Annotated in this window: 11 protein-coding genes; 8 read left to right on the plus strand and 3 right to left on the minus strand. The window is 41.0% G+C overall.

All coding sequences use genetic code 11. The features are described 5' to 3' along the window. Positions 1-6: 6 nt before the first annotated feature. The 3 genes from argB (at position 7) to argH (ending at position 3,503) form a co-directional block, all read left to right on the plus strand. Entirely contained in the window at positions 7-783 is a 777-nt protein-coding gene (gene argB / locus PSF42_RS13300) for an acetylglutamate kinase (protein ID WP_125893458.1), read from the plus strand. 44 nt (positions 784-827) lie between these two features. After that, positions 828-2,048, plus strand: coding sequence for an argininosuccinate synthase (locus tag PSF42_RS13305; RefSeq protein WP_125893456.1), 1,221 nt, complete (start codon positions 828-830; stop codon positions 2,046-2,048). Positions 2,049-2,126: 78 nt separating this feature from the next. Then, positions 2,127-3,503, plus strand: coding sequence for an argininosuccinate lyase (gene argH, locus PSF42_RS13310; protein WP_272680179.1), 1,377 nt, complete (start codon positions 2,127-2,129; stop codon positions 3,501-3,503). 63 nt (positions 3,504-3,566) lie between these two features. On the opposite strand, the gene PSF42_RS13315 is transcribed toward argH, so the two are convergent. Next, a complete protein-coding gene (locus PSF42_RS13315; RefSeq protein WP_125893452.1) occupies positions 3,567-3,920 on the minus strand; it encodes a hypothetical protein in 354 nt (117 codons plus the stop codon). Positions 3,921-5,028: 1,108 nt separating this feature from the next. On the opposite strand from PSF42_RS13315, the gene oxyR reads away from it, so the two are divergent. Next, positions 5,029-5,934 (plus strand): DNA-binding transcriptional regulator OxyR, encoded by a 906-nt coding sequence (oxyR, locus tag PSF42_RS13320; protein ID WP_125893450.1) that lies wholly within the window; start codon positions 5,029-5,031, stop codon positions 5,932-5,934. 74 nt (positions 5,935-6,008) lie between these two features. Here the strand turns inward: oxyR and sthA are convergent, their stop codons facing one another. Next, positions 6,009-7,406, minus strand: coding sequence for a Si-specific NAD(P)(+) transhydrogenase (gene sthA, locus PSF42_RS13325; RefSeq protein ID WP_125893448.1), 1,398 nt, complete (start codon positions 7,404-7,406; stop codon positions 6,009-6,011). Positions 7,407-7,867: 461 nt separating this feature from the next. Between sthA and fabR the strand changes: the two genes are divergently transcribed. Both fabR and PSF42_RS13335 read left to right on the plus strand, forming a co-directional pair. Continuing rightward, on the plus strand, positions 7,868-8,524 hold the full coding sequence (gene fabR / locus PSF42_RS13330; protein ID WP_125893446.1) for an HTH-type transcriptional repressor FabR: 657 nt from the start codon (positions 7,868-7,870) through the stop codon (positions 8,522-8,524). Positions 8,525-8,536: 12 nt separating this feature from the next. Next, positions 8,537-8,926: a YijD family membrane protein gene (locus PSF42_RS13335; RefSeq protein WP_213914534.1), complete on the plus strand. Its 390-nt coding sequence runs from the start codon at positions 8,537-8,539 to the stop codon at positions 8,924-8,926. Positions 8,927-9,012: 86 nt separating this feature from the next. Here PSF42_RS13335 and trmA read toward each other — a convergent pair whose 3' ends face one another. Next, positions 9,013-10,110 carry a tRNA (uridine(54)-C5)-methyltransferase TrmA gene (trmA, locus tag PSF42_RS13340; RefSeq protein WP_272680180.1) on the minus strand — a complete coding sequence of 366 codons (1,098 nt, stop codon included), beginning with the start codon at positions 10,108-10,110 and terminating at the stop codon, positions 9,013-9,015. Between the two features lie 281 nt (positions 10,111-10,391). Between trmA and btuB the strand changes: the two genes are divergently transcribed. After that, positions 10,392-12,260, plus strand: a complete 1,869-nt coding sequence (gene btuB, locus PSF42_RS13345; RefSeq protein ID WP_272680181.1) for a TonB-dependent vitamin B12 receptor BtuB — start codon at positions 10,392-10,394, stop codon at positions 12,258-12,260. After that, positions 12,205-13,068 (plus strand): glutamate racemase, encoded by an 864-nt coding sequence (murI, locus tag PSF42_RS13350; protein ID WP_272680182.1) that lies wholly within the window; start codon positions 12,205-12,207, stop codon positions 13,066-13,068. Before btuB ends, murI begins: the two co-directional genes overlap by 56 nt. The last annotated feature ends 47 nt before the right edge of the window (positions 13,069-13,115 follow it).

Below are 13,115 nucleotides of genomic sequence, written 5' to 3' on the forward strand. Positions count from 1 at the left end.
CAACCCATGCAACCCTTAGTCATTAAACTGGGCGGTGTGTTACTTGATAGCGTTGAAGCGCTGGAAAAATTGTTTACAGCAATCCAAACCTATCGCCAAGCCCATCAACGTGAGTTGGTGATTGTGCATGGCGGTGGCTGTTTAGTTGATGAATTGATGCAAAAACTGCAATTACCTGTCGTTAAAAAGCAGGGGTTACGAGTCACACCTGCAGACCAAATCGATATCATTACAGGGGCATTAGCAGGTACGGCGAATAAAACATTATTGGCATGGGCAACAAAGTATCAACTTCCGGCTGTAGGGCTTTCTCTCGGTGATGGTCAAAGTGCCACAGTGACACAATTAAATGAAGAATTAGGCCATGTTGGTGATGCCAAACCTGGCGATGCGAAGTTATTGAAATTATTGTTGGGGGCGGGTTATTTACCCATTATTAGCTCTATTGGTATCACCTCTGGCGGTGAGCTGATGAACGTAAATGCGGATCAAGCCGCAACCGCTATCGCCCAAGCATTAAACGCAGATCTCGTTTTACTGTCTGATGTAAGCGGTATTTTAGATGGTAAAGGCCAAAAAATTGACGAAATGACGACGCAAAAAGCGCAAATGCTCATTGAGCAGGGAATTATTACTGATGGAATGATTGTGAAGGTCAATGCGGCATTAGACGCGGCGGCGGCTTTGCAACGTTCTGTTGATATTGCAAGCTGGCGTCATGCAGAACAACTTCCCGAGCTGTTCAATGGAACAGCAATTGGAACTCGGATCTTGGCATCATAAATGAGCCATGGAATAACCATATTAATTGAGCGGATAGGTACGTTATGAAAAAGGGCATTAAAAAGATTGTATTAGCATATTCAGGCGGTCTGGATACATCAGCAATTATTCCATGGCTAAAAGAAAACTATGATGATTGCGAAGTCGTAGCCTTCGTTGCGGATGTAGGGCAAGATCGTGAAGACTTAGTGGGCGTAGAGAAAAAAGCTCTGCAATCAGGTGCATCTGAATGCTATGTAGTTGATTTACGTGAAGAGTTCATCAAAGAGTATATCTACCCTGTATTAAAAACGGGGGCATTATATGAAGGTAGCTATTTATTAGGTACGTCAATGGCTCGCCCTATCATCGCGAAAGCACAAGTAGAAATTGCACTGAAAGTGGGCGCGGATGCTGTTGCTCATGGTGCAACGGGTAAAGGGAATGACCAAGTCCGTTTCGAAAGCACTTATACGGCTCTAGCTCCACAGTTACAAGTGGTGGCACCGTGGCGTGAGTGGGATTTACGTTCCCGTGAAGCGCTGCTCGATTATCTGAAAGAGCGTAATATTCCAACAACAGCTAGTCTTGAAAAAATCTATAGCCGTGATGAAAACGCATGGCACATTTCTACTGAAGGTGGCGTTTTAGAAAGCACATGGAATGCGGCGAATCAAGATTGCTGGGTATGGACTGTCGACCCGCAAGATGCACCAGATGAAGCTGAATTAGTGACTGTTGGTGTCAAACATGGCGAAGTTGTTTCGGTAAATGGCCAAGCATTGTCTCCACTCGGTTGTTTAGAAACATTAAACACCTTAGGTGCAAAACACGGAGTAGGCCGTATCGATATCGTTGAAAACCGTTTAGTGGGGATGAAATCTCGTGGTTGCTATGAAACCCCGGGAGGCACCATCATGATGGCGGCACTGCGTGGTATTGAACAACTGGTGCTTGACCGTGACAGCTACAAATGGCGTGAGCAACTCGGCTTAGAAATGTCATATGTGGTTTATGATGGCCGTTGGTTTGCCCCATTACGTCAATCACTGCAAGCTGCTGCTGAATCATTAGCGCAAGATGTGACTGGTGAAGTTGTTCTGAAATTATATAAAGGGCAAGTAACTGCAATCCAGAAAAAAGCAGATAAGAGCCTGTATTCAGAAGAATTTGCGACGTTTGGTGAAGATGAAGTTTATGACCACAGTCATGCTGGTGGGTTTATTCGTCTTTATTCACTTTCTTCACGTATCCGTGCGCTGAAAGAACAAAACAAAGCGAAATAAATCAAATAGTAGTCTCCCGGCAGCCAAGGCCGCTGCCGGGGTTAAAAACTTATTTTATCAATCAGGTAGGGATTAGTTATGGCACTTTGGGGTGGGCGTTTTAGTCAACAAGCGGATCAACGGTTCAAACAGTTTAATGATTCATTACGTTTCGATTATCGCTTAGCGCAGCAAGATATTATCGGCTCAGTCGCATGGTCAAAATCACTGGTCACAGTGGGTGTATTGTCTGATAGCGAACAACAAACTTTAGAACAAGCGCTCAATATCTTACTGAAAGAAGTACAAGATAACCCTGAAATGATCCTGCAAAGTGATGCGGAAGATATTCACAGTTGGGTGGAAGGCAAACTGATTGATAAAGTGGGTGATTTAGGCAAAAAACTGCATACTGGCCGCAGCCGTAACGACCAAGTGGCGACAGATTTAAAATTGTGGTGTAAAGACCAAGTCGCATTATTACTTGAAGCGGTGACAGAATTACAAAAAGCGTTGGTCATTACCGCAGAAACTAACCAAGACGCGGTGATGCCAGGTTATACCCATTTGCAGCGCGCACAGCCGGTGACGTTTGCACACTGGTGTTTAGCCTACAGCGAAATGTTAGCGCGGGATGAAAGTCGTTTACAAGATACATTAAAACGGTTGGATGTCAGCCCATTAGGGTGTGGCGCGCTGGCAGGTACAGCTTACGATATTGACCGCGAACAGCTCGCATCTTGGTTAGGTTTCGCTTCGGCAACGCGCAATAGCTTGGATACAGTTTCAGACAGAGACCATGTTCTTGAATTATTATCAAACGCAAGTATCGGTATGGTTCATTTATCTCGTTTTGCGGAAGATTTAATTTTCTTTAATAGTGGCGAAGCGGGTTTTGTCGAATTATCAGACAAAGTAACATCCGGTTCATCATTAATGCCACAAAAGAAAAACCCTGATGCATTGGAATTGATCCGCGGAAAATGTGGGCGTGTCCAAGGTGCACTGACAGGTATGATGATGACGCTAAAAGGACTTCCTCTTGCTTACAACAAAGATATGCAAGAAGACAAAGAAGGGTTATTTGATGCACTCGATACTTGGTTAGATTGCATGCACATGGCTGCGCTGGTTCTTGATGGTATTCAAATTCGTCGTAGTCGTTGTGAAGATGCAGCAAAACAAGGTTATGCGAATGCAACCGAACTCGCTGATTACCTCGTTGCTAAAGGTGTCCCATTCCGTGAAGCGCATCATATTGTGGGTGAAGCCGTTGTCGCCGCAATTGGGCAAGGTAAAGCTTTAGAGGAAATGGCACTCAGTGAATTGCAAAAATTCAGTGATACTATTCAATTGGATGTTTATGAAATTTTATCGCTGCAGTCTTGTTTAGATAAACGATTAGCAAAAGGTGGGGTTTCTCAGAAGCAAGTGGCAAAAGCCATTATGGAAGCAAAAACTCGATTAGGGCTGTGATTGCCTGTAGAAGATAAAATGGGGGGTAGCATGACTACCCCGATCCCCATAACGCGTTTGTTTTTAAATATATTTAATGGTTAGCATTCCGAGTTGTTTTTCTTCATTCACCCAGTTATATGAATACTCTCCTCTTCCATCATTAATCACTTTCCACCCTTGTGTGTTTTTGACGTCATTTAAATTCATTTTGTTGGCAACCATATCAGACTGGTTATTTAAGCAGTTTAAAGTGACGTGTTTGTCAGTGATATCATTAAAACAAGGCGGGAATACCACCGCACCAGAAAAATTAATAACGCCATTTTGTTGGTCATTGTTCGCATAGGCATTAATCGATGCGCCAGCGGTAACGAATAATAATGCAGTGAGCGAGCGAACACCGAATTTTTGAATATTTGATAATGAATTTTTCATAATAGTATCCCGTTGTTGATTTTTGATTAATCAACTTGCTGTATGTTTAAATTAGATATGTGTGGTCTTAAATGAAAATTATAATAGTGAATCTGTATTCCCTGATGTTTTCGATGAAAAGATTATAAATTGAAAAACGCGATTTAGGTGTAAAATTAAAAAAGGAAATGTTTAAAAATATAAATAAAACATAATGCCTTCCATTGTGATTTAAATTTATAGGATTGCATTTTGCTAGTGAAATAATCTTAGCTTTATCTTTATTGTGGTTTTTTATTCCACCTGTTAAGTTGTTATATGATTTATGACGGTTGCATTCTCTATGTTTTTTCTTGCTGTTATCAAGCTGTAATAATACTTAGAATAGGGGATGGGAAAATGAGGCAATCATTTATATTTACTTTTATATGAAAACTTACAAACTTTAATAGAGAATGAAAGAAAATATAACAAAATGTTTCTTCTATTAGATGCGAATATAATGATGAGTATGTGAGGATATATTTAATGGGGTTATTCATCAGCCAAAATAGCTATTATGACTGAATTTCAATAACCCTCTTTGTGAGTAATAATAAAAAGGACTCCGAAAAGCCCTAATGGAAGTGATGGTGAAACAATTACTGATACTCTACTTTGATGAGCCCAGTATTACTCAAATTACCTACTTATTTGAATTCATAGTTTCCGGGTTGATTAGATAAACCTATGCTTTTTGTCATACACTTAATCTATTAATATCGATATGCGTTGTTTTCATATTTGGGATAGGTAGTAAGACTTTGCTTAGCCACGCCAAGAGGCGATTTTCAGATGTTTATATCTAAAAAACGTGGTTGGCGTCTTTGTTTAGCATGTTATGCGGAGGTATTTATGATAAATAAATTTAATCATTAATTAACTACTATCAATTTTAAATGACAATTCGGGAGATGTGATTTATTTCTAAATGTTACATTTCATTTCGTTTTATTGCGATCGTTGTTCAAAAAATGAAGGTTTTTCGCCATTTTTCAATTTATTAATAGATAAAACAAAACAATATCGATATAGTGATTGGTATTATCTATCTTTGGTTTGACAGAGAATTCACGAAAGGAAAAGAAATATGAATATTCGAGATTTAGAGTACCTCGTCGCGCTCGCCGAACATAAACACTTTAGACGTGCTGCGGATTCCTGTCATGTTAGCCAACCTACTCTTAGTGGCCAAATTCGTAAATTAGAAGAAGAACTTGGTGTCATGCTACTAGAAAGAACCAGTCGCAAAGTTCTTTTTACTCAACAAGGTTTATTATTGGTTGAACAAGCTCGTACTATTTTGCGTGAAATTAAAGTATTACAAGAAATGGCTGCTCTCCAAGGGGAAAGTATGTCGGGCCCATTACATATTGGTTTAATTCCAACCGTTGCACCATACCTATTACCTCATATTATTCCGCAATTGCACCAAGCTCACCCGAAATTAGAAATCTATTTGCATGAAGCGCAAACTCAGCAATTATTAGCCCAGTTAGACAGCGGTAAATTAGATTGCGCTATTTTGGCGGAAGTTAAAGAAACGGAACCTTTTATTGTCGTACCGTTATTTGAAGAACCTATGAAACTGGCTATTTATGAAAGTCACCCATGGCATGATCGCGATACGATTGAAATGAGCGAACTTTCAGGTGAAAAGTTATTAATGTTAGAAGATGGCCACTGTTTACGTGACCAAGCGATGGGTTTCTGCTTTCAAGCCGGCGCTAAAGAAGATACACACTTCAGAGCAACGAGCTTAGAAACGTTAAGAAATATGGTGGCTGCAGGGAGTGGGATTACACTTTTACCTGATTTATCGGTACCAAATGAAGCTTGTCGTGATGGGGTATGTTATTTGAATTGTATTGAGCCTGAGCCGAAACGTACAATTGTATTGGTTTATCGCCCGGGTTCACCGCTACGTGGGCGCTATGAACAATTAGCGGAGACCATCTATAACTCAATGGATAACTATTATAAAAATAAAGTTTAGAGATTAAAGCAGCAATATTACTTTTTAGTTGATGATGGTTGCCAGGTTATTGGCAACCATAAATCACAAAAGAATTAAAATAGTCGATTCAAACCATTTAAAGCCGCAACACGGAAAGCTTCCGCCATCGTCGGGTAATTGAACGTCGTATTCACGAAATATTCTATGGTATTACCTTCACCTTTTTGTTCCATGATAGCTTGGCCGATATGGATAATTTCAGCTGCTCTCTCACCGAAACAGTGAATGCCTAATATTTGTAACGTTTCTCTGTGGAATAATATTTTCAAACTACCGACATTCATACCTGCAATTTGTGCACGTGCTAAATGTTTAAACTGCGCGCGGCCGACTTCATAAGGCACTTTCATAGCCGTCAATTCTTGTTCGGTTTTGCCCACTGAGCTAATTTCAGGGATGGTGTAAATCCCTGTTGGTATATCTTCTACTAAATGCGCATCACCTAAACTACCACCAATGGCCCGGGCTGCAATTCGGCCTTGGTCGTAGGCCGCAGAGGCCAAACTTGGATAACCGATAACATCACCAACAGCATAAATATGTTCATTTGTGGTGCGATATGCTTTATTGACTTTAATTAAACCGCGGCCGTCAGACTCTATTCCTACATTAGCGAGACCTAAGCTATCAGTGTTGCCAGTTCTTCCGTTCGCATACAGTAAACAGTCAGCTTTGACTTTTTTACCCGACTTCAGGTGGACGATGACACCGTCTTCGACCCCTTCGATTTTTTCATATTCTTCATTATGACGAATAACAACGCCACTATTCCAAAAATGATACGACAAGGCATCTGACATTTCTTGGTCAAGAAAGGCCAAAAGATGATCGCGGGTATTGATTAAATCAACTTTAACTCCTAATCCACGGAAAATAGAGGCGTATTCACAACCGATCACACCGGCACCGTAAATAATCACATGGCGCGGCTCGTGAGTCAGGTTGAGAATAGTGTCACTGTTGTAGATTCGAGAATGGTTGAAATCAACGTCGGAAGGGCAGTAAGGGCGAGAGCCTGTGGCAATCACGATTTTATCTGCGCTTAAGACGTCACAACTACCATCCGCGTAACGAACACTGATATGTTGCTCATCGATAAAGGTGGCTTCCCCAGAAAACATTTGGCAACCATTACGTTCGTAAAACCCTTGGCGCATGCGTGTTTGTTGACTAATTACCGTTTCAGCATGTCGAAGAATTTCAGAAAAAGAGGAGCTCAAGCTACGGGAGTTATCACTATAAAGAGGGTTTTGGTTGAATTCGATAATACGGCTAACTGCATGACGGAGGGCTTTTGAGGGGATCGTTCCCCAGTGGGTACAGCCTCCGCCGACATTATTATAACGTTCTATAACAGCAACGTTTTTTCCTTGTTTCACCAGCCCCATGGCGGCGCCTTCACCACCAGGACCGGAACCAATGACTATTGCATCAAAATGGGTAAGTTGCATGAGGTAAGACCTGCTCTAAAACAAAATGACAACAAGATGTTATCATTAGTTGGTTATTTCACCTAATTTCCTCGTCGTCTTTCAAATTGATATAGCGTTGGCTACACTTATTCACCTTAGTCACATACTTATGTATGCCTCTAGGGACTCACTTATTTTGCCGCCTTCTCTCAATTCAAAATGCTGAGAGGAATTATTTTATAAAAGAAAGCCAGAAAATTGAGTGCATTTTTGGTAAATCTATTTTTTGCGGTTCGGGTAGGGTAGAGGGGAAAATTGATTGCTTCTATATATAAGAAAGCGGTGAAGGGAAACACGGCCTAGGTAAGCGAAATTCTGAAAATGCGTAATTTGTCGCTAGAGTCGATTTTTCTCTGAACTAGATGCATAAATTTCAGGTATGCTAGGCGAAGAGTAATGCTTATTACATTTACCTTTTATGATAAGAAATTAGGATCACCGTGAGCAACACTATTGGCGTTAGAGCAAAACAAAAAGAAAAAACTCGGCGTTCACTCGTCGAAGCCGCATTTAGCCAATTAAGCGCTGAACGGAGTTTTACTAGCCTCAGTTTACGGGAAGTTGCGCGTGAAGCTGGGATTGCACCGACTTCATTTTACCGTCATTTCAAGGACGTTGATGAACTCGGGCTGACGATGGTCGACGAAAGTGGCTTGATGTTACGCCAGCTAATGCGCCAAGCAAGGCAGCGTATTGCAAAAGGCGGGAGTGTGATCCGTACATCAGTCTCAACTTTTATGGAGTTTATTGGTAATAACCCTAACGCCTTTAGGTTATTATTGCGGGAGCGTTCGGGAACATCTGCTGAGTTTCGTGCAGCGGTCGCTCGGGAAATTCAACATTTTATTGCGGAATTGGCCGATTACCTTGAACTGGAAAGCCGTATGCCTCGCCATTTTACTGAAATGCAAGCAGAGGCGATGGTTACGATTGTCTTTAGCGCAGGTGCTGAAGCGCTTGATATCGATGAAGAAAAACGCAGAAATCTCGAAGAACGGCTGGTATTACAGTTAAGAATGATAGCGAAAGGTGCCTACTACTGGTACCGCCGGGAACAGGAAAAACAAAATCAAATTGCCCCAGATCTCACTAAATAATAAGGAGAATCAATGACGGATCAAAAAAGTTATGAAAGAAGCACACTATTGCTAGCCTTTGTGATTGGCCTTGCAACCCATGGGACGTTTTCAACGTTGTTTAACTCGTTGGTCGACTTTTCATTTTTCCCAATTTTAACCTTGATATTGGCGGTATATTGTTTACACCAACGCTATTTGCATCAAGCCATGCCGATAGGGCTGCCAAAATTTGTTGCAGGTAGTTTTTTTATTGGGTTATTTGGCTATGCCGCGATTTTGCGTGTTCAAAACCCTGAAATAGGTTCTAACTTTATCCCTGCAACCTTTATTGTCATTATTGCATTGTGGATGTATTCAAGCTGGAAAGCACGTAAGAAAGAAAAAGCGGAATTAGCACTCGAGCAAGAAGTCGAAAACTAAGGTTATATGGTTTTTCTTCTATAAGATGCCGCAATGAATGAAGTGCGGCATCTTTGTTTTCAGTTCAGTAAACGAGTTTTAGCTAATTAATAGCGGCTTAGCAATACGCCACTTTCCATATGATGGGTATAAGGAAATTGGTCGAATAACGCTAACTTCTCTATTTTATGGGTTTTAGTCAGCTCAACTAAGTTGTCACATAGTGTTTCTGGGTTACATGAAATATATAGGATATGATCATACCCCTGAACTAGCTTCACCGTTTCGGTATCTAAGCCACTGCGAGGTGGGTCAACGAAAATGGTATTGCATTGGTAATCGGCTAAAGAAATACCTTCCAAACGCTTAAATTCACGAGCACCTTGCATGGCTTGGGTAAAATCCTCTGTGGACATGCGAATAATTTGTACATTTTCAATATTATTAGCTTCGATATTATATTGAGCTGCTGCTACAGAAGGTTTTGCAATTTCAGTGGCTAATACCCGTTCGAAGTTTTGCGCTAATGCTAAAGAGAAGTTTCCATTGCCGCAGTAAAGCTCTAATAAATCACCCGTCGAGTTCTGCGTTGCCTTAATTGCCCACTCCAACATTTTGATATTGACCTGCGCATTGGGCTGCGTAAAACTATTTTCGACTTGGCGATAAACCATTTTTTTACCCATCACAGGTAATACTTCATCAATATAATCATTATCTAACATGATTTTTGTTTTTGACGCTCGGCCAATCAACTGCACGTCAAAGCCTTGTTCAATCAAAATAGCCTTTAACGCTTTTGCTTCGGCCATCCACTCTTCACCCAGTTTTTTATGGTAAAGCATCGAAACAATCAGTTTATTACTTAGTGTCGATAAATAGTCAATTTGAAATAATTTATGGCGCAGTAATTCATTTTGCTTAATTAACGGCAATAACGTCGCCATCATGTCATTAATAAGCTGACTTGCGACAGGGAACTGATCAATACGAATACGCTCTTTTGTTTCTTTATTGAACATAATATGAAACAGGTCATCACCTTCATGCCAAATGCGAAATTCAGCACGCATCCGATAATGGGATGTGGGAGATGAAAATATTTCAGGTTCTGGGGCGTTAAAAGGAGCCATCATCGCCTTTAAACGATCCGTTTTTTCTACGAGCTGTTGTTCGTAGTCTTCAGTATGCAAGGTGTTTGGCATGTTTGGCTCCATAAAACAGTAATAAATTCGTATCAGGAGCGAAATTGTAGGGAAAGCGGCGAAGATGTCCAGTTTTCATTATCCATCCGTAGACACTCACTACTATTCAACTTACGATAATAGGCTGTGGTTTAGGGAATTTGGTGTAAGTCCAAGACTGACGCGCAACGGTAAAAGTCCGATACCTACCACACATCTCATCGCTTTGTTGAATATTCGCGCGGATCTTATATTCAACCTCGCGGAATGTTAATTAAATTGATTTTCCGAGTGTAACCATAATGAATAATAAAAAGTCGCTGCCGTTATCGGCCGCTGCGTTGGCAGTGCTGTGCGCTACTTCTTTTTTGGCAAGTGCAAATAACCAAGCTGACCAAGTCGTTGTGTCGGCCAATCGTTTTGAACAACCGATTTCTTCTATATTAGCGCCAGTGACGGTGGTCACTCGTGAAGATATCGACCATTGGCAATCCAATACCGTAATAGATGTATTAAGGCGCTTGCCGGGGGTGGATATTTCACAAAGTGGCGGAATGGGTCAACAAAGCTCCTTATTTATACGTGGTACAGAGTCACGTCACGTTTTGGTGTTAATTGATGGCGTTCGCTTGAATCAGGCGGGCATTTCAGGTTCATCTGATATGAGCCAAATCCCCATTTCTCTGGTACAGCGCATTGAGTATATTCGCGGCGCACGCTCTGCGGTCTATGGTTCTGATGCCGTTGGTGGTGTAGTGAATATTATTACTCGCCGTGATAACGATGGTACAACCTTAAATGCAGGTATTGGCTCACACAGCTACCAAAACTATAACGGTTCGACTCAGCAAAAAATCGGAGAGAATACAACCGTAACAGCTGCCGGAGCTTATACCCATACAAAAGGGTTTGATGTTGAAGCGAGAGGAAACACAGGGGGAGGACCTCAACCTGATAAAGATGGTTTTTTGAATAAAACATTATGGTTAGGTGTTGAGCATCAATTCTCTTCCGATCTTTCTGCTTATGCACGTGCTTATGGCTATGACAATCGTACGAGTTATGATGGCACACCAGCAGACACTCGTAAGCTATACAGTAGAACATACGAGTCAGGGCTGAAATATTCTAATGGTAAATACTCTACAAGTTTGCTTGGTAGCTATAGTCACATGAAAGATTACAACTACAACTATCACAATGGGCGGTATGGTAGCGGTTCTGTAATTGATGAATCAGACCAATACAACTTTCAATGGGGTAATAGCTATAGATTAGAAAAAGGAAATATCAGTGCCGGGGTTGATTATCAACGTCAAAGCATTGAGCCCGGTGGTTATACGATGACAAGTAAAAAAGAAACCGTCAATAACACAGGTATTTACCTTACAGGTCAATATGCACTGATCGATTCTGTTACTGCGGAAGGAGCAGTGCGTTCAGATCACTATTCTGAATTTAACTGGCATACCACATGGCAATCAGGTTTAAGTTGGGAGTTTTATGATGGATATAAGCTAATCGGTTCTTACGCTACAGCGTATAAAGCCCCTAATTTAGGTCAGCTTTATACGGATAATGTTGCATGGAACATTAAAGGAAATCCAAATTTAAAACCAGAAGAAAGTAAGCAGTGGGAAATAGGTTTAGAAGGTGAAACAGGGTTATTATTTTGGCAATTGACTGGGTATGAAAATGAGATAACTAATCTGATTGATTTCACTACAGATCCAGTGACTTATGCTAGTTCTTATAACAATATTGGTAAGGCAAAGATTAAAGGTGTCGAGTGGAATGGTGAATTACAAACAGGCCTATTTAGTCATCAACTCACGCTACAGTATCTAGACCCAAGAAATGAAAAAACAAATAAAGTGCTTAATCGTAGAGCAAAACAACAAGTCAAATACCAGCTAGATTGGAACATTGCTGCTGTAGATATGGGGTTGACTTACCAATATATAGGCAGTCGTTATGATACCAATGAAACTTATCAACGCACTAAAGTCGGCGGCGTTAGCATCTGGGATCTCACCGCTGCATATCCAATCACTTCACATCTCACAATTCGTGGTAAAATAGCTAATATGTTCGATAAAGACTATGAGACCGCGTATGGTTATCGCACCGCTGGAAGAGAATATTTCCTTACAGGAAGCTACAACTTCTGATAACAACCTATCTGTTCGCCCGACCATTCTAGTGTTTGACTCTGGAGTGGGCGGGTTATCTGTTTACCGTGAAGTCAAAAAATTGATCCCGAATGCACACTATATCTATGCATTCGATAATGAAGCTTTTCCCTATGGTGAAAAAAGTGAAGAGTTTATTATTGATAGGGTCTATCAAATCGTAAATGCAATAGCTGCAAACCATCCTTTAACCATTGCGATTATTGCGTGTAATACCGCAAGTACGGTCAGCCTCCCTAATTTAAGAGCGCATTTTACGTTCCCAGTTGTTGGGGTTGTTCCAGCCATTAAACCCGCAACCAAGTTAACGCGTAATGGCGTGGTGGGTTTATTGGCGACGAAAGGCACTGTAAACCGTGAATACACCAAAGAGCTGATCGAACGGTTTGCTACAGACTGTAAAGTGATTTCCCTCGGTTCTGCGGAATTAGTTCAACTCGCAGAAAGAAAGTTACATGGGGAAACCTTACCACTCGATGAAGTCGCTCAAACTGTTAGGCCATGGATTCGAATGCCAGAGCCGCCTGATACCGTTATTTTGGGTTGCACACATTTTCCTTTATTAATAGAAGAACTCGAAAAAGTGCTACCAAATGGAACTCGATTTATTGATTCAGGTTCTGCAATTGCCAGAAGAACCGTTTGGCTCATTAATAATCAAGAAGAAATCGCCAGTTCAGAGGAAGAAAACTTCGCATATTGCTTATTAATGGATGACAACGCAAAAGGATTACAGCCTGTTCTCAAAGCAGAAGGGTTCAAAACGCTGGAAAAACTAGCTATCTAAGTCAAATTTGATGGAAAGCTGAGCGAACGGAAAAAAATATGGAAAAA

It is taken from the genome of Providencia sp. PROV032 (assembly GCF_028484875.1).
GTDB classification, from domain to species: domain Bacteria; phylum Pseudomonadota; class Gammaproteobacteria; order Enterobacterales; family Enterobacteriaceae; genus Providencia; species Providencia rettgeri_E.

Bases quoted from the DNA above. Each gene is read 5' to 3' on its own strand.
- argB (WP_125893458.1), top strand. From the start codon at position 7: ATGCAACCCTTAGTCATTAAACTGGGCGGTGTGTTACTTGATAGCGTT.
- PSF42_RS13305 (WP_125893456.1), top strand. From the start codon at position 828: ATGAAAAAGGGCATTAAAAAGATTGTATTAGCATATTCAGGCGGTCTG.
- argH (WP_272680179.1), top strand. From the start codon at position 2,127: ATGGCACTTTGGGGTGGGCGTTTTAGTCAACAAGCGGATCAACGGTTC.
- PSF42_RS13315 (WP_125893452.1), bottom strand. From the start codon at position 3,920: ATGAAAAATTCATTATCAAATATTCAAAAATTCGGTGTTCGCTCGCTC.
- oxyR (WP_125893450.1), top strand. From the start codon at position 5,029: ATGAATATTCGAGATTTAGAGTACCTCGTCGCGCTCGCCGAACATAAA.
- sthA (WP_125893448.1), bottom strand. From the start codon at position 7,406: ATGCAACTTACCCATTTTGATGCAATAGTCATTGGTTCCGGTCCTGGT.
- PSF42_RS13335 (WP_213914534.1), top strand. From the start codon at position 8,537: ATGACGGATCAAAAAAGTTATGAAAGAAGCACACTATTGCTAGCCTTT.
- trmA (WP_272680180.1), bottom strand. From the start codon at position 10,110: ATGCCAAACACCTTGCATACTGAAGACTACGAACAACAGCTCGTAGAA.
- btuB (WP_272680181.1), top strand. From the start codon at position 10,392: ATGAATAATAAAAAGTCGCTGCCGTTATCGGCCGCTGCGTTGGCAGTG.
- murI (WP_272680182.1), top strand. From the start codon at position 12,205: ATGGTTATCGCACCGCTGGAAGAGAATATTTCCTTACAGGAAGCTACA.